The sequence below is a fragment of the Microcoleus sp. T2B6 genome (assembly GCF_036700475.1).
Classification (GTDB): Bacteria; Cyanobacteriota; Cyanobacteriia; order Cyanobacteriales; family Microcoleaceae; genus Microcoleus.
In genome coordinates, this window is record NZ_JAUBOZ010000119.1 from 1 (window position 1) to 21,900 (window position 21,900).

27 protein-coding genes are annotated in these 21,900 nt (G+C 47.7%); 10 read left to right on the forward strand and 17 right to left on the reverse strand.

Annotation, left to right across the window (positions count from 1 at the left end; genetic code table 11):
* The 3 genes from QUA00_RS31570 to QUA00_RS31580 all read right to left on the reverse strand — a co-directional run.
* Positions 1-1,133, reverse strand: a 1,133-nt coding sequence (locus tag QUA00_RS31570; RefSeq protein WP_333412317.1) for a transporter substrate-binding domain-containing protein, incomplete at its 3' end; no start/stop codon positions are given.
* Between the two features lie 1,238 nt (positions 1,134-2,371).
* On the reverse strand, positions 2,372-2,620 hold the full coding sequence (locus tag QUA00_RS31575; RefSeq protein WP_333310268.1) for a hypothetical protein: 249 nt from the start codon (positions 2,618-2,620) through the stop codon (positions 2,372-2,374).
* 188 nt (positions 2,621-2,808) lie between these two features.
* On the reverse strand, positions 2,809-3,798 hold the full coding sequence (locus QUA00_RS31580) for a tyrosine-type recombinase/integrase (RefSeq protein ID WP_333310270.1): 990 nt from the start codon (positions 3,796-3,798) through the stop codon (positions 2,809-2,811).
* 677 nt (positions 3,799-4,475) lie between these two features.
* Between QUA00_RS31580 and QUA00_RS31585 the strand changes: the two genes are divergently transcribed.
* Positions 4,476-4,664: a hypothetical protein gene (locus tag QUA00_RS31585; protein WP_333310272.1), complete on the forward strand. Its 189-nt coding sequence runs from the start codon at positions 4,476-4,478 to the stop codon at positions 4,662-4,664.
* Between the two features lie 190 nt (positions 4,665-4,854).
* Here the strand turns inward: QUA00_RS31585 and QUA00_RS31590 are convergent, their stop codons facing one another.
* On the reverse strand, positions 4,855-4,977 hold the full coding sequence (locus QUA00_RS31590; protein WP_333412320.1) for a hypothetical protein: 123 nt from the start codon (positions 4,975-4,977) through the stop codon (positions 4,855-4,857).
* A gap of 351 nt (positions 4,978-5,328) precedes the next feature.
* On the opposite strand from QUA00_RS31590, the gene QUA00_RS31595 reads away from it, so the two are divergent.
* Both QUA00_RS31595 and QUA00_RS31600 read left to right on the forward strand, forming a co-directional pair.
* A complete protein-coding gene (locus QUA00_RS31595; RefSeq protein WP_333412322.1) occupies positions 5,329-6,234 on the forward strand; it encodes a hypothetical protein in 906 nt (301 codons plus the stop codon).
* Positions 6,221-6,523, forward strand: a complete 303-nt coding sequence (locus tag QUA00_RS31600) for a hypothetical protein (protein ID WP_333412324.1) — start codon at positions 6,221-6,223, stop codon at positions 6,521-6,523. Before QUA00_RS31595 ends, QUA00_RS31600 begins: the two co-directional genes overlap by 14 nt.
* A 132-nt stretch (positions 6,524-6,655) precedes the next feature.
* Here the strand turns inward: QUA00_RS31600 and QUA00_RS31605 are convergent, their stop codons facing one another.
* The 11 genes from QUA00_RS31605 to QUA00_RS31655 all read right to left on the reverse strand — a co-directional run bounded on the left by QUA00_RS31605 (position 6,656) and on the right by QUA00_RS31655 (position 12,458).
* The gene (locus QUA00_RS31605) at positions 6,656-6,835 is read right to left on the reverse strand and encodes a hypothetical protein (protein ID WP_333412326.1); all 180 of its coding nucleotides are present in this window, start codon (positions 6,833-6,835) and stop codon (positions 6,656-6,658) included.
* 20 nt (positions 6,836-6,855) lie between these two features.
* Complete coding sequence (locus tag QUA00_RS31610; protein WP_333310280.1) at positions 6,856-7,056, reverse strand: hypothetical protein; 201 nt, start codon at positions 7,054-7,056, stop codon at positions 6,856-6,858.
* 100 nt (positions 7,057-7,156) lie between these two features.
* Complete coding sequence (locus tag QUA00_RS31615) at positions 7,157-7,609, reverse strand: hypothetical protein (protein ID WP_333412328.1); 453 nt, start codon at positions 7,607-7,609, stop codon at positions 7,157-7,159.
* Positions 7,602-7,856: a hypothetical protein gene (locus QUA00_RS31620; protein WP_270883807.1), complete on the reverse strand. Its 255-nt coding sequence runs from the start codon at positions 7,854-7,856 to the stop codon at positions 7,602-7,604. The genes QUA00_RS31615 and QUA00_RS31620 overlap by 8 nt, the downstream gene beginning before the upstream one ends.
* A gap of 14 nt (positions 7,857-7,870) precedes the next feature.
* Positions 7,871-8,002: a hypothetical protein gene (locus QUA00_RS31625; RefSeq protein ID WP_333145236.1), complete on the reverse strand. Its 132-nt coding sequence runs from the start codon at positions 8,000-8,002 to the stop codon at positions 7,871-7,873.
* Positions 7,992-10,094: a hypothetical protein gene (locus tag QUA00_RS31630; RefSeq protein ID WP_333412330.1), complete on the reverse strand. Its 2,103-nt coding sequence runs from the start codon at positions 10,092-10,094 to the stop codon at positions 7,992-7,994. The genes QUA00_RS31625 and QUA00_RS31630 overlap by 11 nt, the downstream gene beginning before the upstream one ends.
* On the reverse strand, positions 10,094-10,636 hold the full coding sequence (locus QUA00_RS31635) for a hypothetical protein (protein WP_333311057.1): 543 nt from the start codon (positions 10,634-10,636) through the stop codon (positions 10,094-10,096). The genes QUA00_RS31630 and QUA00_RS31635 overlap by 1 nt, the downstream gene beginning before the upstream one ends.
* Before the next feature lie 13 nt (positions 10,637-10,649).
* Positions 10,650-11,372: a hypothetical protein gene (locus tag QUA00_RS31640; protein ID WP_333311059.1), complete on the reverse strand. Its 723-nt coding sequence runs from the start codon at positions 11,370-11,372 to the stop codon at positions 10,650-10,652.
* A gap of 62 nt (positions 11,373-11,434) precedes the next feature.
* The gene (locus QUA00_RS31645) at positions 11,435-11,665 is read right to left on the reverse strand and encodes a hypothetical protein (protein ID WP_333412332.1); all 231 of its coding nucleotides are present in this window, start codon (positions 11,663-11,665) and stop codon (positions 11,435-11,437) included.
* 2 nt (positions 11,666-11,667) lie between these two features.
* The gene (locus tag QUA00_RS31650) at positions 11,668-11,844 is read right to left on the reverse strand and encodes a hypothetical protein (protein ID WP_333311063.1); all 177 of its coding nucleotides are present in this window, start codon (positions 11,842-11,844) and stop codon (positions 11,668-11,670) included.
* Positions 11,841-12,458 carry a hypothetical protein gene (locus tag QUA00_RS31655; RefSeq protein WP_333412334.1) on the reverse strand — a complete coding sequence of 206 codons (618 nt, stop codon included), beginning with the start codon at positions 12,456-12,458 and terminating at the stop codon, positions 11,841-11,843. The genes QUA00_RS31650 and QUA00_RS31655 overlap by 4 nt, the downstream gene beginning before the upstream one ends.
* Positions 12,459-12,615: 157 nt before the next feature.
* Between QUA00_RS31655 and QUA00_RS31660 the strand changes: the two genes are divergently transcribed.
* Both QUA00_RS31660 and QUA00_RS31665 read left to right on the forward strand, forming a co-directional pair.
* Positions 12,616-12,900, forward strand: a complete 285-nt coding sequence (locus QUA00_RS31660) for a ribbon-helix-helix domain-containing protein (RefSeq protein ID WP_333107861.1) — start codon at positions 12,616-12,618, stop codon at positions 12,898-12,900.
* A gap of 100 nt (positions 12,901-13,000) precedes the next feature.
* Complete coding sequence (locus tag QUA00_RS31665; RefSeq protein WP_333107860.1) at positions 13,001-13,405, forward strand: hypothetical protein; 405 nt, start codon at positions 13,001-13,003, stop codon at positions 13,403-13,405.
* 33 nt (positions 13,406-13,438) lie between these two features.
* Here QUA00_RS31665 and QUA00_RS31670 read toward each other — a convergent pair whose 3' ends face one another.
* Positions 13,439-13,600, reverse strand: coding sequence for a hypothetical protein (locus QUA00_RS31670; RefSeq protein ID WP_333310887.1), 162 nt, complete (start codon positions 13,598-13,600; stop codon positions 13,439-13,441).
* A gap of 86 nt (positions 13,601-13,686) precedes the next feature.
* On the opposite strand from QUA00_RS31670, the gene QUA00_RS31675 reads away from it, so the two are divergent.
* The 5 genes from QUA00_RS31675 (at position 13,687) to QUA00_RS31695 (ending at position 19,964) form a co-directional block, all read left to right on the forward strand.
* Positions 13,687-14,328: a Uma2 family endonuclease gene (locus QUA00_RS31675; RefSeq protein WP_333310885.1), complete on the forward strand. Its 642-nt coding sequence runs from the start codon at positions 13,687-13,689 to the stop codon at positions 14,326-14,328.
* Between the two features lie 515 nt (positions 14,329-14,843).
* The gene (locus QUA00_RS31680; RefSeq protein ID WP_333310883.1) at positions 14,844-15,023 is read left to right on the forward strand and encodes a hypothetical protein; all 180 of its coding nucleotides are present in this window, start codon (positions 14,844-14,846) and stop codon (positions 15,021-15,023) included.
* Between the two features lie 217 nt (positions 15,024-15,240).
* A complete protein-coding gene (locus QUA00_RS31685; RefSeq protein ID WP_333310881.1) occupies positions 15,241-18,642 on the forward strand; it encodes a plasmid replication protein, CyRepA1 family in 3,402 nt (1,133 codons plus the stop codon).
* Positions 18,636-19,133 carry a hypothetical protein gene (locus QUA00_RS31690; RefSeq protein ID WP_333310879.1) on the forward strand — a complete coding sequence of 166 codons (498 nt, stop codon included), beginning with the start codon at positions 18,636-18,638 and terminating at the stop codon, positions 19,131-19,133. Before QUA00_RS31685 ends, QUA00_RS31690 begins: the two co-directional genes overlap by 7 nt.
* Positions 19,134-19,805: 672 nt before the next feature.
* A complete protein-coding gene (locus tag QUA00_RS31695; RefSeq protein WP_333310877.1) occupies positions 19,806-19,964 on the forward strand; it encodes a hypothetical protein in 159 nt (52 codons plus the stop codon).
* A gap of 49 nt (positions 19,965-20,013) precedes the next feature.
* Here QUA00_RS31695 and QUA00_RS31700 read toward each other — a convergent pair whose 3' ends face one another.
* Complete coding sequence (locus QUA00_RS31700; protein ID WP_333310875.1) at positions 20,014-20,409, reverse strand: hypothetical protein; 396 nt, start codon at positions 20,407-20,409, stop codon at positions 20,014-20,016.
* Positions 20,410-21,900 lie beyond the last annotated feature (1,491 nt).

Here is a 21,900-nt window from a genome sequence, read left to right on the forward strand (position 1 = left end):
TAAATCTCTTCGTAATTACCAATTTGTTGGATAACTTTCAACGCAAAATCATTTTTGAGTCCCAAAGATTCTCCTAAATTCCCTTCCACGCCTAAGAAGCGCTTACTGGCGGAATTTCCATCAAGAAATTCATTCACATTCTGGGAGTTGATGCCAAAGAATTCGGCTTGGATGGGAGCGTTGACCGTCCAGCGCACCACATCAGCCCATTCAGACTGATTTTCCGGCACGATGAGTGCTAAAGGCTCTTTAGAAATGGCTTCATCCAGGATAACTTGATTTCCCGGATTGGATAATGTGGGAATGCGATTGCTCAGCACCCCGCGATTAATCGAAACTGCCCCCAATTGCCCCGCATCGTAAGCGCCAAACAGAGCATCTTGTGAGGGGAAAGTTTGGATGTTGAGGGCGATTCCGGCACGTTTGGCGGCATCTATTAAATTTTGCCCAGAGCGCGTTCCTGCTAATACGCCGATGGTTGTTCCTGATAACTGCTTAACAGAACTAATTCCACTATTACCACGCACCAATACTGCTTGAGTGTCGAAGAAAACCGTAGGTGAATAATCTACTCCTAAACTGGCATCGCGGAGCACAGATTGAGTGGGCAAAGTGGCGGCGATATCCACTGCGCCACTGGCAACACTATTAAAGTCTTCACCGGCTTTGACGACTACGAATTCTACTGCATTCGGGTTCCCAAACAAAGCAGTGGCAATGGCGCGACTAAAATCAATGCCAATCCCACTAAATGAACCGTCGGCTTCTCGGTTGCTAAATCCGAGTGCATCTTCGTTAACTGCAACCCGCACAAACCCGCGTTTTAAGATTTCTTGAAGTTGAGATCCTGTGGGTGTTATAGTGGCAACGGGCGATCGACCTTCAGCCGCTCCAAACCGCGCATAATGTTCAAATCCGCTTGAGAAACTACCGTTGGCAACTGCTGCTGCTACCTGGGGGTTAGCATCTAGATAAAATTGCTCGTTGAAGGAAATTTGTGGCGTTCTTTTTTCAATAAAACCAAACTTTACCCAATGCTCGAAGCCGTTGGGAATAATGCCTGAAGCTACGGCTTGTGCCACGTCGGGATTTTCTTGCAGGTAGGTGCTTTCGTTGTAGTTAAGAATGGTCATACTCCTGTAATCCGATAATTTGTGTGCTCAATTGGCAGGGGTTCCGATCAATTCTTATTTCTGCTCCAACCGCAGCCTATTCCGGTACGCTGCTATTGTTGGATGGTTTTGTTAAGCAATAGGTGAATTATGCTATTGCTGTTGTGTTAACCGAGCGCTCGCTTTGACTTAGAAGACAGTCAACTGCACCCACTGTCCTCCCAATCTTTCAGCACCTTTCAAAAAGTTGGCTCGGCACGAGATTTCTTGCCGGAGGCTGCTATTGCACCCATACGTCCGCTTTTGAAGGCCTTGGCAGCAGTAATACTCGGATTTTTCGAGCCACTACCCCCTGTAGATTCAATTTAATCTTTTGGCAAGCTTTACTCCTCAGCTTATTTATTTGTCATCTATCTCTAGATATATTTAAGATAATTCTTTGGATAGATGCTTGTCAAGGGACATCAATAAAATTTGTGTAAAGAAAATGTCATGGAAGGTAAAAATTCAACATTTCGTTGTTTGGACGTGAGTAACGTAGAAAAAGGTTGAGAAGAAATGCCCCCATTTACATTCACTTCGAGAGCAAATAGTTCTTGAAACAATTTATACATCCTTATATCATTCGTCCACAGGGGATTTACTGATCTAACAATGATGTACGCACTATTCTGTAAATCACGAGCTAAAAAATAGCCGTAATTTTACTGATAGGTGCGATCATCGCGCACACTCAGAACAATATGTCAGTAATTAAGTAGAAGTGCCTTTTGTAGCGTTAAACCCTGATTATAACTGTATCGTTCAAAAGCTATGAAAGTCTATTAATTGCTTCCACAGCTTTTGAGACGCATCTTATCTCTATAATATTTCCTCTGCTCTGCCTTTGTAAGTCGGAAAAGTCGGATCGTAAAGTCGGAAAAGTCGGATCTTGCATAATCTATCGAGCTCAGCTTAGGTTAATATCGACAAAAAAATAGTTGCACGCTTATATCACAACTTGTCTCTCAGTAGCCTAATTTCTTTAACTTCCTAACTTTTCCTTTCGATAGCGGGACTTAAACAAATTTTCACAGTTAATAGGGTTAAAACCCTTGCTAGACAAGGAAAATACGTCAAAGGGGGTAAAATAACCTGAAACCTTTACCTATCAAAGATTTAAGTATTTTTGAGGTAAAAACTATACTAAACAAGGCTTTCAGCCATTTATACCATTTTTTATCTAAGTCCCGTTAGGTACTACTTTTTGACAAAAACGATCAAGGTGAAAGACCAAAATCTTCCGGTTCCCACAAGCTCGATGCTGTGCGCCCGAACATGAGGATATCCTGGATTTGCTCCTCGGTCAGGCTTTCATCGAACAGCCAAACTTTGGTGGTGGGTGCAAGTTTTCCCAACAACTCTATAGCTTCAGCTTTGAGCTTCGTTCCCTTTACTGCACGACTGAGGAACATCACTGCTTGGGGCGGGCCTTGCCTCACCTCCATAGCTTGTTTAATAATTTTCACCGCATCTGCTGCCGATTGTACGTCGATACCACTTGAATGAATCCCAGCCCAACAACACCCAATTTGTAAACTCTAATTCCTTCTCACGGCTAGGCGTTACAGCGTCATCGCCACAAAATTAGAGATTTGATGGCAGGCAAAAACACGCCCCTAATTAACGAATTACTGAGGCAACGCTATAAAAACATTCAAAACATAGAGTCAAGCATTTCGGTAACGTCCTGTTGGTCGCGCCCCCGGTTGTCGTCATATATCATGAGCGTGTTTAAATTCCTGTGCCTGCTGAGTTTCTGAACTTTCCGCACATCCCCGTCTGTTGCGTCCAGTGCCGCTGTGATAGCGCTGTGCCTGATGCGGTGAGGGGACATCTGTTTTTTAATACCAGCTTTTTCGCTGTGGCGGACAACCATCTTGCAGATACCATCGCCACTAAGTCTGTGCCCGCTGTGAGCGGAGTCAAGTGCTATAAAAAGCGGGCTATCGTGCGAGCAACTTCCTCTTTCCTCCAACCAATCGGCGATCGCCTGCACTGTCGCAGAACCCAAATCGATCGTCTCAGCTTGCGTACCGCGTCCCTTGCCAAGAATTCGCAAAGTCTTACCGGCCGGGTCAAAGTCACAAACACTCAACTGACTGATTTCGTTGCGACGCAAAGCATTACCCCACAGCAAGCGCAACAAAGCATAATCACGCTTCCCAGCTTTCGTTGCCAGATCGCACGTTCCCAAAATCCGCTCAAAAGTCTTGGTATCAACCCCGGTTGTATCTCGGTAGCCGACAATTTTCTCCCCCTTGATATCCTCCAAACTGTAATGGCACGCACCGAGCTTACGGCCCATTTCCACCAACGACTTGACAGCCGCCAGCCGCCGATTAACAGTCGCTTCCTTGAGTCCCTTGTCGATCAGCTTAGCTTTGTACTTCAACACCACCGACACCGCTTGACGTTCCTCAAGATGCAAAAACTCCAAAACGTTATCAGGCACGGCGGGCGTCCCCGTCATAGTTACTAAAAAGTCATTGACATCGCGTTCATAGGCGCGGCGGGTATTTTCGGAGCGCTTCTCGGCGAGTAATTGTTTGAGCACGTCAGGATCGGTATCTAGAGTATCGAAATATCTCTCAATTTTGGCATCGAGAGAAGCTTCCAGGCGGGCAATCGACAGTTCTGCTTTCATGATTTTTTGCTATTGATAAGAGTAATTTACGATGGCATGGGGGTAAAAATAGGTTCCGTCCATTTTGGACGGGGCTGTGGTGTCTAAGCCGCTCTGTGTTTTAGTATCTTAAGTTGGGCGCTCGGCCATAGTTTGATTTTCCGCTTCCAGGACTTAGCAAAGGAATCGTTTCGCAGGCTTTCGGATTGAGTCGATGTGCCCGCTCCGCCGCGTGATTGAAAGTGACCGCTCTCGACGAGAGAATCCGTCGAGAAAGAGAGCTCTCTTCACGCCCTTGAGTTACGAAGCTGCCGAGCGCCAGACGCGAGCGTCCCTGCAATTTCTAGTTCGCCCGGACGCACGTTGCAGACTGGCACATCAGAAGTGATGCGCTTTACCGAGACTAACGAGAGCATTAGTTTCAAGGCGGAGATCGGCCGGCGCCGTAAGCACTCTCCGTAGTTGGTGCGGTAGCGTCGGTGTGGCGATCGGTTCTGGGGCGGTGGTTTTGTTTGTACTAGATGAATACTAGCATTATGTCTAGTAATTTTTTAGTAATAAAGCTAGTTTTTGTGTCTAGTATTGATCGTGAGTCAATGCTAGTATTTCTGTCTAGCTTATGTACTAGATACCGCTAGCGAACCCTCCCATCGCTGGGGGCGGGCAACTGTTAGCTAGCGTCCCGGAGATCGGACTCTGTGACGATTGCCTTTAACCTCGCTGCGATTGCTGCTCGCGTCCCTTTTGTGTCGGTTCCCGGAGCCGATGCCAGCTTGCGGATTGATTGGATCGAAAGTTTATTAAGCCGTCCCTCGATGTCCGGCGTTGTTGGCGCGATCGGCCGGCGCCGTGCTGGGGTAGTTGGCGCGGTAGTGTCGGTGTGGTGATCGGTTCTGGGGCGGTCGGAGTTTTTTCGGGCAGTGGTTTTGTTTGTACTAGATAAATACTAGCACTATGCCTAGTAGACATTTAGTAATTAAGCTAGTTTTTGTGTCTAGTATTGATCGTGAGTTTATGCTAAAATTTTGTCTAGCTAATCTACTAGATACCGCTAGCGATGGGAGGGTTCGGTAGGGGTCAGGCAACTGTTGCTGATAGTCTTGGAGCTCGCGCTCGCTTGGCTTGTAGCGCTGCGATTTGGGCATTCGTGGCGTCGATTTTTGAGGTGATTTGAACGAACTTGTTGGCTAACAGAGTCATTGTTCTTCGTCCTTTGGTTGTGTGTGCTGGTTGTGGAGCGTATGTAGCGAGCGGTTTGTGTCGTTTCCGTTTCGCTCTAACAAATACTAGCATAATGTCTAGTATTTGTTAGAGCATAGACACTAGACACAAAGCTCGATTAAGATGCTAGATAAAAAGCTATTTGTGTACTAGCATAATGTCTAGTATATTGAGCATTTAATGTCTAGTATTTTATAGCATACACACTAGACAAAAGCTCGATTAAGGCACTAGACAAAAAGCTAGAGGCGCTAATTTTAAGCTAGCGTAATACTAGACAATTAAATAGCATTATGCTAGACTGTGGCTAGTTTATTACTAGACAAGACTATGACGAGCAAAACTAATAAGCCCGAAACCCCTACAAATAAAAGGCTTCAACTCAACTTGAGACTGGACGGACGGGAAGACTTGCTAGAAGCTATCAAGGCCACCGCCGAAACCAACGGCTTAAGCGTCAATTCTTGGGTTGTGGGGTTGCTGGAGTCAGCGACGGGGATGGAACCCGCTAGTGCAGCGCCGACAGGTGGGGATTTAGAATCAACCATCGCCCCCTTGCTAGACAAGTTGCTAGCAGAGAAGTTAGCCAGCTTTGAGGAACGGCTGGGAAAATTGAGTGCCGCTCGCGAGGGCAACGATGAATCGCTCAGGCTTGAATTGCAGGCTGATGTAGGTTGGATAGAGCAAGAATTGAATGAGGTTCGCGGCGATTGCAGGGTACTCGAAGCCGAACGCGACAAAGCCTGCGCCGATCACCAGCAAGTCGAGGCCCAACTCGCAGAACTGCAAGCGCAACTGGCAACACTGGCAGCCGATCGGGAAGAACTCGCCCAACTCAAGAAAGAAGCGGCAGAAGCGGCGGCAGAAGTACACCGCGAAGGAAGGGCGATCGAGATGGAGAAAGCCCAATGGCAACAGCAGCTTAGCGATGCCAGATGTGAGCTGGCAGACGCAAAGGCAACCATTCTCAAACAGGGAGACAAGATTCGGGAATTGGAGCGGGGATATAGTCTCAAGCCCAACCCCGCAGAAAGCCGATTAAGGTTGGAAATTGGCGAACTCCGATCGCAACTCGCCGACCTGGAACAGAATCCAGCGACTGCCAGCCAAGATTTACCAGAAGCGGCCGACCTACTTAACCGGTTAAAAGCGCAGCGCAAAAAATCAACCGCAACGCTCGCAGATGTTGAGAAAATCTTAGAAATTCTTGAGGAAGGTAGTAATGAGCCAGACTGACTTTGAGCGATTTAAGGAAGAAAAAGAATCACAAATTGGCCAGTGTCTGCGTGGTCGGCTCGGTGAGGAAGATGGCCCCGATATGCCAAGCATAGATAGCGCTGATAGCTTGAAAGAGCAATACTACTGGTTTATGCTCGGCATCAATAACCCGCCCGAAAAAGACAATATCGACTGGGAAGGGCTTGAAAAAGAGCTGAGAGCTTACGCTGATGAAGTTGCGAAGGAGTGGTACGAGCGCAAGCGGGATGAAGATAGGGCAGAGGCCTTTAGGTCGGGGCGGCTGTAATTTCGATCGCCCGATCGCACCCCAAACAAAGAGCCCCCAGCATAATGCCGAGGGCTTTTTTTATGAAGGGTATTAGTAATTGGTAATTGGCAATTGGTTTCACCTTTTGCCCCATACCCGCAGTATAGCGGGCTAGGATTGTTTGCCGTGCCGCACATTCAAGAAATACTCGACTTGTGCCTTAGCTGCTTCCTTGCCACCTTTCCCGGAGTAGATGTAATGGTAGTCCAAGCACTGAATTTTCCAGCACCCTTGCCGATCGCACCAGCAAAGGAAACTGCGGTAAAAGAAGATTGTCTCGATCGAGTTCATAGGTTATTGGGTAATCAGGGTTAGTTTCGTGCGGGGTCGTCAATTAGATCGTCTAGGGCCTCCAAAGCTTTAATAGCCTTGTCAATGGCAGCCTCGGCCTTCAGCGCTTCGAGCTCGAATTCGGTGGGCACATCGCCGTCGGGTTCTGCTGTTTTCGTTAATCGTTTTTTCATTTCGTACAGCGCGGCGATGTCTTTTCTTAGTTGAGAGTTTTGCAGCATTGTGTTGTCCTGTGGGTGATTAGTTGGCTGGCGCTACGTTGTTAAATCGTCTCTAACACAGTAGCGCTCGGTTAGGTTATCGATGTTCAGCGATCGATGTTCAGTGGGGGATACCAACTGCTGCCATCTGTTTATGGGATAGCTGGACAATCTGCTGCGGTGGCTGCCAACGATCGCCCCAGTTCTGCCGAAGTTTGGAAAGTGCGATCGGCCTAGGTAACAGTTGGGCCGCTTCTACCCAAACCCCAATTCCTAATTCCTGATTGCAGTAGTAAGCATCGAACTGTTGGCGCGTCACCCTTGCCAGTCGCCCTTGCTCCGATGTCTGCCACAGTCGATCGATCGACAATAATTCACGCTTCAGAACCCGGACAATTCCTAGCAGTTCAGCAACTGGCATCGTGGCGTAAATTGCAATATTATCACCCGGTTTTAGGGATGCTCCAAACTTGCCTTTCCTGAGTTCGATTGTTTTCGGGTCGCGGTCAAGGAAAAAGGCAGAAGCCCAAGTCGGACGGACAGAGATTAGGAAGGTGCTGGTGGGTTTACTCATCTTCATCTTTATCCCTTCTCAGAGCCTCCCTTAACGCTTCTAAATTCTGCACAGCTACATCAATGGAAACGCTGGCCGTGTCTATCAATTTCTGTTCGGGTTCCTCCAGCCACGACGTATCGGTAAATGGGTTGCAGATGTGCGCTTCGGCTCTGAGTTTTGCAGCTTGCAAGAAGGCAATGCAGGTAGCTAATTCATCAGGAATTGGTGGATTGCCGGAATGTTCGTACTGCTTGATAGTTGGCATTGTTTCGTTCTCCTTCAGTTGTAGTCATGGTTGTTTAAGTCATCAGAGAAGATAATATTTCCACGTCTTACAAACTCTGCAAAAATTGCGTCGTAGATGGGGTTGAGAATAAAGTCGGGAATAACGCGGATTAACTTACTGAGCATCGGTGCTACTCCTGAGAAATTCTTGAATCTTTGGCAACTGTGCAATCTCGCCATTATCGTAGTTCTCAATTAGCCACTTTAAGAGGCTTTTTCCGTGCCTTGTATAGCTGCGTGTTGGATGGTCGTATTTCTCACCACACTTTAAAACTGACTTAATAATGTGGCGTATATTTGCACCTGACAGAGCAGCGTCCGATACCGAGGAAAATAAACGCTCAGGAGCCACATTAGGGAACATCTGACTGACGGCTCGGACAGTCCACACAAAGCCGGACAGCTTGTCTGGCAACGGTTCTAGCTCATCGGACTCAATCTCGTTATCGGACTCACTATCCGATGATGTGCCATCTTCCGTCGGACTATCGGACTGCTTTTTATCCCCCAAATTGAACTCCAAATTGTAAATACGCTCCCAGTATTCAGCGTCAGAAAGCTGGTTTTTTTGGGCGCTGTTACCCGTCTCCGATGAACTATCAAAGATGTTATCTGGAGCCTCGGAACCGCCATCAATCCATGAGGTGTTCACTTCAATTTGTGGCATTAAACCTAATACGGGATTCCCAATCGTGGAGAGAACAATCGGCGTTTGCTCAGCCATAGAAGCCGGGATTAATAGGCTCAAGTCCGCTGTTAGTCTATCCCGTGTTTCCTTACTGGCAATGACGTTTGAGTTGTTTAACATTTGCTCGATTACGCCATAAGACCCTTGTTCCTCACCGTTGCTCGTAGTGCGTACTAAACCTTGAGCTAGCAAGGCTAAATTAAGGCGAATATTGCTGTCCGCAACCCCACTAGATGCGATGTTGAAAGTCTGCGTACAGATGAAGTAGCCGACATTATACTGACCCCCTACGGTCGCTATACTTCCCAGTTTGGAAGCCTTCTCTTCCCACAGTTGCGCGTTTCGTTTCTGCACTAAGCACTGGTAAGTGGCGAACCAATCTTCAAGGATTATTTTAATTGGTCGGTTGCGGTAGGTTTCCTCGGTTGCTGGCTTAGATTTCCGACGCTGCAACTTCTCGTAAACCTCATCCAGAAACTTCATCGACTCGTCTGGAAGTAGCGGGTCAAATATCATGATTCGATTTCTCGGAACGCCGGGAAAATCTTCGTATTTCTGGGCGATGACGTAAATCTCTGCCTCTGGGAATCGGGTTGTTAAATCCTTTAGCCACTTACGCAGAGTGCGAGTTTTCCCGCAGCGAGTAGGAGCTGCTAGGAAAATCGAACTGTTTATTGCCACCAAAGAATTTAAGGTTTTGGCTGCTATTTGATGAGCTATCTCAATGTTGGAGTTTGACTGGATGGCTGGCGCTGAATCAGATTCAACTTTGTCACCAGGGTTATTGATGCCGTCGAATGTTTGCGTCCCAGTCAGCCGAAGTTGAAAGGGATTTTTTTGATTCCGCAAAAAGTCGATATATTCTTGCTTTTTATCCTCTGGTAAACCCGCAGTTTCTGCCTCAAAAATGGCTTCCTCAGCCTCCAGTTGAGCAATCTTAATATCGGCTTCGCCTAAAACTTCGCATTGCTTGATAACCACAGCGCAATCGTTCGCGACAGCTTCCAAGTCACCCTCGACCTGGACTTCTTTAACCCTCATGGCCCGATAATCTTCCAGCAGTTCAGTACGAGCATTCAGTTGCCCTTTTGCTAGGTCGCGTTTCTCTGCGATGGCTTCATAATTTGCGAGTTGACGCTCGGAGTTTTGCAGACTTCGGAACCCAACACCTGCCACCCAAAAACTGCTACCAGCGAGGGCCATCCACAATGCTTTATGCGGATTTGTGGCGGGGATTTCCTTATGGAAAACCACATTAGGATTAGCCTTCCACTTCTCTGCGTGGTACTCGGTCATTATGTACGGTTTGCCTGCCTTGTCAGCACATTGCAACGCTTGTTTATTGCGGATGCAAAGCTGCACTCTATTGCTTGCCGTCCCCTGGATTGCGGTTATCCCGCTATATATCCCAATCACAAGCGCCAAACCGACTGCCGACAACTTGCCAGCAATAGGGAGTCTTTCAAAGGTCAGAAGCAGTGCGCGGTTTGACTTAAGTAATTGAGCGTGTTTTTCGGTTAATGGTGTCATTACTTGCTTCCTCCTTTGACTTTGAACATTAGGCAGAAAACGATAACCACAAGCGCAATTGAAGGCAAGTAGTCAAAGTCGTTGGAAGCAGGTTTTTTTACTGTCTGAATTTCTTTTATACCTGTCTCTAGACGTAGCTCTGCATCACCTACTTGTCGCCCTTCAGATAACGGTTCGGCAAGGCTGACAAGCATACCGACTGTCACCCCAGCACCAACAATTGCAGTAGGCAAGCGATGCTTTGATTGCCCGGTAATCTTGGCTGCCAAGTAAATCTGATAGATGCCAATTGCAGCAATTGACCCGCCTGCGATTTGCATGGCATGGAATGTGAAAACCACAGCCGAACCTAGTAATGTGGGCGCAACTACTTCGCACAGATTGGCAGCGTCCCGGTACTGGCGTTCGGCGTTAGTTTCGTCTGGTTGCGGTTGGTCAATGGTTGGTGCAGTAACTTGCTGATATTGCTGCTGTTGTTGGTGCTGGTGCTGTCCCCCTCCCACAAAAGAGAGGGGACTCGCCCCGATAAAACCTTCGTGCATAGTCCCCTCACTTTTAACGGTTGTTGAAATTCATTACATTCGCAAACCAGCCCCCAAATCCTCTAGGCGAACCAGTTGCCGACACGCTGGCGCTGTTGTTGCTGGCAGATCCAATAGTCACTGGCACTTTCTCCTGAATCCCTTTATCCGAGCCGACTGTTGCGCGACTGAGCAGCTTCTGTCGGCGTTCTCGGAGCGATTCTTGGATGGTTTGACGCTTGGACGCCACCTCACCCCTGTTTGCGATAGCTTCCATCTTGTTCTCGTGTCGCCACAGCTCAGCCTGTAAGTCGCCTGTGAGCTCAGAAGCAATCTCGGCTAACCCGTGCTGACGCTTGGTTTCAATCTTCAGCATCGCTGCACGGTCTTTGGCATCTAGTTGCTCCATCTCAGATCCAAATTCCGCATTTAGCTTGCGGATTTTAGCGATGGCATTTCCGACTTTAGAGCCGAATTTCTTCCTAATTTCCGTCCAAGTAACTTGTCCGTCGGCAATTTTTCCCAGCGCCTCCAGATAGGTTTCAGCGTTATCAAGGAAGGGTTCTAAAACTAAGGCAAGCTGTTCGGCGTTGGCTGCTTTATCTGCCATCGCTTCAAGCTTCGTAACATCGCTCAAGTACGAAAGAATGTCAGCCTCGGTGTCAGCCCACTCCCCCGCCTTCTCGTCAATGTATGGGCTGTGTCCCGCTGCTGGGTTCCTTATTGCTACGCTGCTGTTGTCGCGTCCAAAATCCATAGTAAAATCTCCTTAGATGATTCCCCCAGCGCAAGCTAGGGGAGTGTTTGCTGGCCAGCCGATTACTTGTCTAGGGCGATCGGCTGGCTTGTCATTTTGTTGAGCTTGTCAGATACTCGATCGGCTTCAGGATGACCGACATCAGGCAAAAATTCACCCCGCCGCCAGCTATCGCCAAGCTCGATCGCACGTTCTAAGTCGAGCCCCACAGCCATAAACTGACATTCTGGAAACCCGAAGCCGTCGCACCCTTCAACATCACAGTCAGATTTAGACAGAGTAGAAAAAGTCATCATTAATCCCTCAAACTTTGAACTTGACCTATTACTTCAATCCCCTTCGCATCTGTAATCCCTTCATCTCGCAGGCTTTGGGCTGCTACTAGAACAGCGTCCTGAGACTTTTTGGCACTGACATTAAACACTCGCGGGGTGTTGCTTTCGCGCTGCACTTTCACTTTATAAAAACTCATGATTCGGCTCCCAGCTTCATTGCCCGCAGTTGAGCTAGCACTTCAGCTTGTGCCTTCTGTTCTGCCTGAAAAACGGCCAGAGCACGTGCAGCCCCACGGTTTTGAGCGGCGTTGATTTCAGCAGTGTCCAAGTCTGAATCGCGCTGTTGGGCTGCCTGATTTTCGGAAGCAATTTGAGCTAGAAGCTGCTGCACATTTTGATTCAAGGATGCCGAAGCAGAATTTGCATTCTGATTCAATTGGGTGATCCGTCGATCGAGCGCGGGCGTATATTCGGCAATTGTCAATGCTCCGGCTGGGGAAGGAGATGTCGCGGTCGGTGCGGTTTCTACCAGTTTCCGCAGTTCGCTGAGTTTTCCAGCATTCAGTAGTTTGCAAGCTTTCAGGGCAAGCTCAGAGTATTGAGTGGCCCGCGCACCCCCACGCCGTAAGGCTTTAAGCTCAATGCCGTAGATATCTTGTAGCTTGGCAATCGCCTTCTGCAACCCAGACTTATTCAAATTAAGGATGCGCTGCACTTGCGCCGCTGAGTACCAACGTTCAATCGATTCTCTGAGAGAGGAATCGATTTCTGTAACCTCTACGTCAATCACAGCCTGGTTTTTAAGTTCCATAGTTTCGCCTGCTTTGGGAGAATCAATTCAGAATCGATTTGGAATCGATTCTGATGTTTGCCATCATAGCACATCACATCATGGTTGCACATAGTACAATCAAAACAGAAGTGACAGAACATAGCATGATGGAAGGAGAGATATTGAATATGAACTAATGAGTAGAAAACTAAATGCTGTAATTCCCGATGAAACTTGGGAAGCTTTAGATGAGATAGCTAACCGCGAAATGCGTACCAAAAGCCAGATGGCAGCAATCCTTTTAGGAGAAGCGATTGCAGAGTACCGCAAGCGGCATTCTTTAAAAAATACCGAGGCTGACTTAGCAGATGCTGCCGATCGCACATCCGACCCGCAGCCACCAGAACCGGAGCCAACCGCAACCAAGCCAGCAACCGCAGGAACAGCCAAGCGGGGCAAGGCAAGTAAAAGTGCTAGTTAATGTCTAGCGAATATCTAGCAGATGTCTAGCAAAGGAAACGTCACAATTCAACCCAAACCATGCCGATCGCCATTCCTTGACCTCTATTACGCAGAAGTAAATGAATAGTTCCAATGATCGATTAGACCGAATAGAAGCAATCCTTGCAGCCACCGCAGTGCAGCAGCAGGCAAATACCGAGGCTCTGACCAGGCTGGAAGCTCAGACTTTTGCCAACTCCGAGGCGATCGGGCGGTTGGAAGTTCAAACTCTTGCCAATGCGACAGCCATAGATCGCCTGACCGATCGCATTGACCAACTGACCGATCGCGTTGACCGACTGGCTCAACGTTTTGACGGTCTGGTTTCAGCAATCGGGAGCCATCAAGAAGCGCTGAGGCTGATTTCCCAGCAGAACAACGAATGGCGAGAGCAAATGCGAATCATTCAAACAGAAATTCGCGACCTCTGGCAGTACCTCAATAACCAGCTCCGTAACCGTGGCAACGGCGGCGGGCAAAACTGAAGCGGCTGCCGATCAGGTGTGGGTGTGGGGAATTTAGGGACGATCGCCCTTGGGAGTTGGGGCGGTGCGGACGATCGGCTTCTTAACAAAGCTTGGTATAAACTCCCGATCGCACATCCGAACCGCAGCCAACAGAACCGGAGCCCACAGCACCCAAGCCAGCGACAGCACCGAAAGCCAAGCGGGGTAAGGCAAGTAAAGGTGCTAGTTAATGTCTAGCAGGTATCTAGCAAGTATCTAGCAAGTATCTAGCAAATGTCTAGCAAAGGAAACAGGCAACCATGATCCAAACCCAAACCAAAACAGAAACAGTCACATTTGATGAGTTTGTCGCTTGGTATCCAGAGAACTCTGTCCACCGCTACGAACTACACCACGGAGTTATTGTTGAAATGCCTTTAGGAACCGGCAACCATTCCAACGTTACGGGCTTTATTACAAGTGAAATCAATTTTGAAATCAGGCGACTGCAATTGCCTTGCTCCATCCCCGGTGACTGCCTGCTCAAGCCCATCCGCAACGAGGCTGGCTACCAGCCAGATACTATTGTCCTCAACCAAACTGCATTTGCTTCCGAGCCCCGCTGGGAAAAAGAATCAATCATCACGATGGGGTCTTCGGTACGACTGGCTGTAGAGGTCGTCAGCACGAACTGGCGGGACGATTACCATCTCAAATTCGCTGACTATGAAGAGATGGGCATCCCCGAATACTGGATTGTGGACTATCTCGGATTGGGCGGTCGCAAGTTCATCGGCACTCCCAAACAACCCACTCTCTCGGTTTGCCAGTTGGTAGATGGAGAGTACCAGGTCACACAGTTTAGGGGGGACGATCTGATTGAGTCGCTAGCTTTCCCAGAACTAAGGTTGACGGCTGAGCTGATTTTTCGGGCCGGGATGCCCGCAAGCGGGTTGAGCTAGAACGATGGGACATTCTGGCGGCGGGCAAAATTGAAGCGATCGCCCTTGGGGAGTTGGGGTTGTGCGGTCAATCGCCCTGCCGACCCGCACTCGCAACAAAAACCCGCACTCGCAAGAAAATCTAGCGATGCGGCAAAGAAAATCAAAAGATGGCTCTAGGAAAACTTAGAAAATTCTAGAAAAACTTGACAAATACTTTGCGGGTAAGGGACTCGCACAATGATTTTTCTTAGTAAACGAATCACGAATCGGTCATAATCGGTCACAAAATATCCCAGTTTTGCCACACTTTTGACACAATATCGGCTGATATTGCTATCCCCGATAGTTGCGCTGGCAAACTATCAAGGGGCGGGAGCTGTTCGATCGACGCTGTATGGAATCGGCGGATTTGCTGCTTTACTACACAAATTGTGTATAATTGCGCCAATTCGTGTAGTGTGGCGCAAAAAAGCTTGATCCAAAATGATTAGTACAGTACCATTATCGGTAACTCTAAAGCGAGGATGCGAAAAATGGCGCGAAGATGGAAGCATTCAGTAACAGTTTACCTATCTGAGGCAGAATATCTATTAGTTACAGGCAAAGCATCGCAATTAGAAACTTCTAGTTCGAGCTTTACTAAGCAAGCGCTTAAGACTTATATAAAACACATAGAAAAGCATCTTCAAGATGCCGAACCTATTGCAGCGTAAGGCTTACACGCATTTTTTCCACTCGTTTTAAGACAAAAAAATCGCTGCACCTTTAAGAGAGGCGAAGCGAACAGATTTATAAATAGTAATTTCAGTATATAGTAGTCCGTCTACTATTTGTCCGCAAATTGTTTACAAATTTGCGGACAGACCACGAACAGTAGCCAGCCTCTCTTAAATATCGGTGTAGCGGGTCAACCTTTCACGGAACCCCGCTATGGATACCATTTTAAACGAAACCGTTCAGTTTAGTCAAGAGTCGGCAACTTTAGAGAATTTTGGCGAAGATTACGCAGAATATGTGAATCAACGCTGCTACGAGGATGTTGTGGTGCGATCGGGAGTTGCCCCCGACATCTTCCGCCTGAACTTTGAGCCTGCGATCGGAACCCCTGTATATGAGCAGGTTTTTGCCGACAGCGACAAGGCCACCAACAGCGGCCGCAGCATAGAAGCGGCTCGGAATCTTGCCCGGTGTAATGGAAGTCAGGGATATTTCCTTGGCCCAAATTTTTACATACTCTCCGATCTAGCCGGAGCCACAAAAGCGGCCAGAAACGGGATTATCAAATCAGAGGGAATTTTTCGACCTGCGGGCCCTGCTGCTGGTGGCTGGATAGCTAATGGTCGCTTTCGCCAACTCACAGGCGCACCGATCGCACTAGATGAAAAAGGCAAAGAGCGTCGGTATTTTCAGTCAATTGGAAAATCCTTAGAGTTATTCTTCCCCGCTGTTACGGTTCCAATCTGGGAATCAATAGCCGAAAAAGCTGGCTTACCCATGCCAGAATTTCCCGTGGTAGGAGTTGGCGGGAAAGCATTATATTTCTGGGAATGGGTTGAGAGTAGCGGTTGCCCGATCGTCATCACTGAAGGAGAAAAAAAGGCAGCTTTGCTAGTTAGTCGCGGATACGCGGCAATCGGTCTACCAGGAATCACAACCGGTTATAGAGTAACCGAGCGTGGCGAAACCATCACAAAACCCGACGGAACACAATATCAAAAAGCAATTGCCCACGAACTGCACGAAGCGCTTAAACCCTTTGATACCAACGGACGTGTCGTATTTTTTACCTTCGACTACCGCGACGGGAATTGTTTTGAAACCCCAGAATTCAAAGCTGCCAGCACTACATCTCGACTGTTTGCTAACGTTACCTGCAAAATTGCCCTTCTCCCCGGCCCTCATAAAGCGATCGATGATTTTGCTGTGGCAGGCGGTGATGTAGATGCACTTCTATCGGGAGCTAAAGACTACCAGAAGCTAAGGATTGAGGCCCAATGGCGACGCAATCGGCAATATACTCCAGATCGCGCCATTAACTCGCGCTATTTTCACGCCTCCGCACCAGCATCCGGCACAATTACGGGCATTTTAAGTGGTTTAGCGACGGGCAAGACTCAATGGCTCAAAGATATCATTGCCAGTAATCCAGAAGGCAGAATCATCGTTTTAGGGAGTCGAAACGGTCTGCTGCTACAGACAGCCGAGAAATGTGGGTTTTACCATCTCAACGCCCACAACGGTTATCAGATGTTCAAAGACCCCAACGCCAGACTCTGCCTGTGCTTTGATTCTTTGCTCAAGCTTCCTGCTGAGATTTTTGAGGGGGCAACAATAATTCTTGACGAGGCAGAAAGCGTTCTCAGACATTTATTGATGAGTTCCACCTTGAGGCGCGATCGGGAAGCTATCAAAGAGCGATTTAGTCAGGGGTGTCAGGATGCCGATCGAATTATCTTACTAGACGGGCACCTCACCGACTATACAGTCTCAATGGTCGCGAAAATTGCCGGGAACAAGCGGGTAATCAAGCATTTGAACGAATACAAGGGAAATTGCCCGAAAGCCCGCGTTTTCGAGACTGAGAGCGGGAAACCAACAGCCGCCGAAAAACAGGCTTTTATCAACCTCATAGAAAACTCCGGTTGCCCCGCAATAGCGACCGATTTTTCTGTGCCGGAAGCTGAAGCCCTTGCCATTACTCTCACAGAGAGATTCGGAAAGGGCTTGCTTATTTGTTCCAAAAACTCGACAGACCCCGATCAGGTTGAATTCCAAACTGACCCAGATGCTTGGATTGAGAAAAATAATCCGGCCTGGATTATCTATACCCCAACTCTTGAAAACGGCATTGACATCAGCATTCTCGAATGGTGTACCGACGTGTTCGGTTTGTTCTGCGGGGTTTTGGGTGTAAATTCCTTGATTCAGATGCTGCGGCGGGTGCGGCATCCTCTTAATGGAATCTCTATTTTATGCCCTGGTTTTGGGCTTCAAAACTCCGATCGCACTTCTTACTATGCCAATCAAATCAACCTTCAAATTCAGTTAAATATTGACATTGAGAAGGGATTATTAGGGGCTGAAGAATATATGGAGGATATCAAGGCCCAACTTGAGCGCCAATACTCAGATCCACTTTTTAAAGCTTATTGCCACTTTGAAGCACAGGAGAATCTAGAGAAATCTGAACTCAGAGAATTTCTCGTGCAAGCTTTAGTGGCGGATGGGTACGAAGTCGATCGCCCATCGATCGGGATTGACGAATCAGGGAGGCACATAGAAAACAAGATTCTCTGTAAGGAAAAAGAAGCACAGGAAATTTTCGAGGCTCCTGACATATCCGTAGAGGAAGCACAGGAAATATCCCGCAGTAACAAAGCAAGCTGGCCCGAAAGATGCCAAGCGGAAAAATGCCGACTTAAGACCCAATTACCGGGGATTGAGGATACAGGACTTTGGAATTGGCAATTTGTACACCGGGTCAGGTTTGATGACCGATCGCTCCTAACGCAACTAGAGACAGCGTGGCTCTTCAATAATCCAGAAGAAGCCGAACTGTTGCAGCGAAGCAAATGGGAGACGGGAAAGCTGGAAAGTTCGCTGTCTGACCATAGCTCCCGCTGGCTCAAGCTTAAGACTCTTAGCGAGCTTAAGCTTAGGCAATTTTTAGACCCCGAACGCACTTGGTCGGAGAAATCCCCCGAAATACAGGAAATGCTGAGATGGGGAAAAAACAAGGATGTCGCGAAAATATTAGGGAATCCCGGCAAGAGCGGCATCAAGTACGTTAGCCGACTTCTGAGGCAGATCGGCGTGACTCTAATAAGTCGGCAAGTAAGGGGGGAAGGTAAAGATCGACTTTATACCTACCACTACCAGCCTGAAGCCACAACAAAGTTAACAAAAAAAGGCCCCATCCGCGTATGCTCCCTACCCGAAAATTGGCACGAACTTTCTGCTCTGACAGCGGCCAGAATGAGTCAAAAAGTCGAAGCTAAAAAGGCTGCTACAAAAACGGCTGAAACTTCCGCCCCATATAGTTTAAATGCTGTCATAGATGGTTGTGAGTTTATTAATACTCAAATAGAACCATCTATGACAAAAACCACCCCAGAAAATACGACGGCGGGCGAGGCTTCGGCAGAGACGGGGCCACCGACAAGTAAAGGTAGGCTGGGATGGGTTTTGCGTTGGGGGCGGGAATGGGTGCGGGCAAGATTCCTTGCCACCACAGACGGCGCTCAGTTGCGAATGCTGATAGAGCAAGTTGGCGGCTGGGGTGAGACTCTGGCATGGCCGCATCAAATCCGCTGGGAGGACGCATCATGCTAGAACCTACCCAACAGTCCCGATCGCCCGCACAGCAAGATCCCGCCACCCACGCCGAGTGCTTAGGCTTTATCCGCGCCGCAATTGCCAGCAACGATCACACAACAGCCCACCACATCGCAGCAGTAGTCAAGAAAGTCTGCGAATCGGGCCACGCCGATCGCACACAAATCTGGCGCGACCTTACCGAATCAGAGCAAACCCAATACCGCGAACTATTGGCCCCGCCGCCAATTGTGCAGAGTTTTGCACGGCGGATTCTAGAAGCTACTGGCTGGCAGTCTCCCGGTGTAGCGGCGGGTGTTGATTGTGACTTGCACCAGGCGATCGACCGTGGCGACTTTGATGAGGCAGATGTGGTGGAGGTTGTGGGCGATCGGCACTTCCTAGATTTTCAGGAATTGGTCGCGCGTTGCCCAAAATATTTTAGCGAACTCTCCGCACCGTCGATCAAAGCCGCCACCAAAAAAATAGCTAATTTTTGTGTGTCCTAAAGTCAGGCAAGTGCAGTATAAAGTCAGGCAAGTGCAGTATAAAGTCAGGCGGAAAGCAGGTATTTGCAGGAACTGCACTTTACCTGTATTTACCGGGAAATATCCTGCAAACGCCTGACTTTTTCGGTCAAATTGCTGCTTTTTTGTGCTGTTCGTGCCTTGGCTTGTTGAGGCTGGTTATGGCTGTTTAGTTTTGCTAGCAAGCAATGTTTTTGTGATCACAAACCGTGACTAATGTGTGCAGAGAAAACTATCCACCCCCATCAATATTGAGCATACTGCTGACCCACAGTTCAACCCCTGTTGATATGGAATAAGGAACGACTCGCGAGTGGCTACTGAAGCCCAAATACATCAATAAGAGCGGTAAGGTATGGGACAGGGACGGCGAACTAATTTTTTGTGGGAATGTATTAGCGATCGCTCTTTACGGCAAGAGATTACTGCTTGTAAGTAGTAGGACACAATTAATTACACAAAACTTTGGGCGACAAGCCTTGTCTAGTAAAAAACAGCAAAAAATCAGTGTGTAATTAATTCTGTCCAATTACTTACTCATAACGTGGAGAATTATAACCGCCATTAATAGGTGGAAGTCGAGCGACTACTGTAAACCGAGCGACTACTGTAAACCGAGTCAGGGGGTAAATTTTTATCCGACTGTCAAGCTTTATGAGACAACAACAGTTTAGCCGATTGCAAAGCGCGAGTCCGACAACAGCAATTTATGCAACTGTCAAGGCTGACATAACGGCTGCTACGCTGCCAATTTTCTCACACTTGCTCAACTTGATTTTTAATTCAATTCCGATGCCGCCACTTGACTATTAAATCAATTCAGTTTTTGTTAAAAACGCTAAAAAATTAGCTAATTGTTGCGTCAGCTAAAGTCAGGGATTTGCAGTATAAAGTCAGGCAAGTGCAGTATAAAGTCAGGCAAGTGCAGTATAAAGTCAGGCGTTTGCAGGGGGTGCACTTTACCTGCAAATGCCTGTAAATATCCTGCAAACGCCTGACTTTTTCGGTCAAATTGCTGCTTTTTTGTGCTGTTCGTGCCTTTGCTTGTTGAGGCTGCTTTGGGCTGTTCTCTCTCGGTAGCAAGCAATGTTTTTGTGATCACAAACCCGACTTTTACGTGCAGAAACAAAAACGATGCACCCTTATGAATGGGGAATCTTAAGTGCAAGGCGATCGCGCTCTTGCTGGCTATCGGACGAACGATTCCCTCGCCATCATCGACATCAGCCGGCTGCTTCGCTTGCAAACAGGAGGGCAAGGCGCGATCGCGTCAGGCATCCGCCGCCGATACTCAACAGCACCAACTCGAATGTGTCGTGCGATGCTCGGCTCCATCGTAAAGGCGGCTGCCCTGTACACCAATTGGCTCGCTCTTGGCTTCAATATCGACTCACGCGAGCGAGTGTACAGCGAGCGTCAAAGTCCAAACTGCCCCCGCCCGACTTTCGAGCCTTGGCTGTCGAAAGTGAACGATCACTAACTTCAACTCCCAAGAATTCCTATGGCACTCTTGCAAAAACCATAAAAACCATAAATTGATCATTTTTACCCCCCTATAACGTCTATTTGACATGGCTTGCTATGCGACTACCACACTAACTACGAGGATTGAGGAGGATTCAGAAGGGTCTAAATTACAAAAAATCGCGTCAAAAGCAACAATTCTTTACAAAAAATGATAAGTATTTATACTGATTGTGACCGAAAAAGTAGGAATTACGAGGTGTAACGAGTAATAACTGTACTGGTTTCTCCTCTTTTTTCCTCCCAAATTTTAGCTAAAAATTGTGAATGAGTAAGTGCGATTTTCCTGCATTGTTTTGGTCAAAGTGTACTTGGATTGATAGCATCAATGGGGAGCCAGTGGTAGCGAGTTGCAGGCTGATTCGGATATTCGAGTAAGGGCAGCGGAGTCGAGTCGCGAGTTGTAGTTTTTAAAGTCAAAACAATTCAAATCACCACAAAGAATTGGCTTTGAATCGATCGCCGTGCAGCTATCGCCACAAACACCTAAAAACTAGAGATGGAGTGTCAAGGGGCTTAATTTTACCCGATATCCCACTGTCCCAATCAATGCCACTGATGGATGTTAACCAAGTGTGACAAAGGGCTTAATTTTACCCGATATCCCACTGTGCCGATTGCTCATACTATTGTGGCGACTTTTGTGGCAACACTGGCATCAATTGCCGCAACTGTCCCCATTCAACTTGGGTAGCATCGTTACGGCCTAAAACTTAGAGGCGCGAGGCTCACGCGCTCTCTCTGAAATCAAGTACAACCGTACCATCGCGAACACAATTGTCACTGCCTTCTCATTGCCTAGTTTAACAAGTTTTGCCGCATTTACTTTGACTACAAAATTCACTGGGTTGCCGAAGTAACTGTTAGAGCATTCTGGCAGCAAAAAAATATTGAGGCACTTCGCTTTTTTTGTACAAAAGTGCGGTAGCACTGCATTCAATAAAGCCAAACAAACTTAACTGCAACTCTTGCTAGAAAACGGCTACCGCCTTTGTCCGATACATTAATATGCAATAGCTGAATGGCTAATAACGAGGCGGCAATTTTTAGGCAACCTTAACAGCTTTCAATTAGTTCTGCTTGCTTAATTGTGAAAGTACAGCTTGCTATAAATGCTACCACTTTTGAGCCTCTGCTACATTTGCCTAAAATTGGAGTGTAGAGCTTGCTGTTAAATTATTAAATTGATATTAAGTGTACCGGGACAGGAAAAAACCTCAAAATT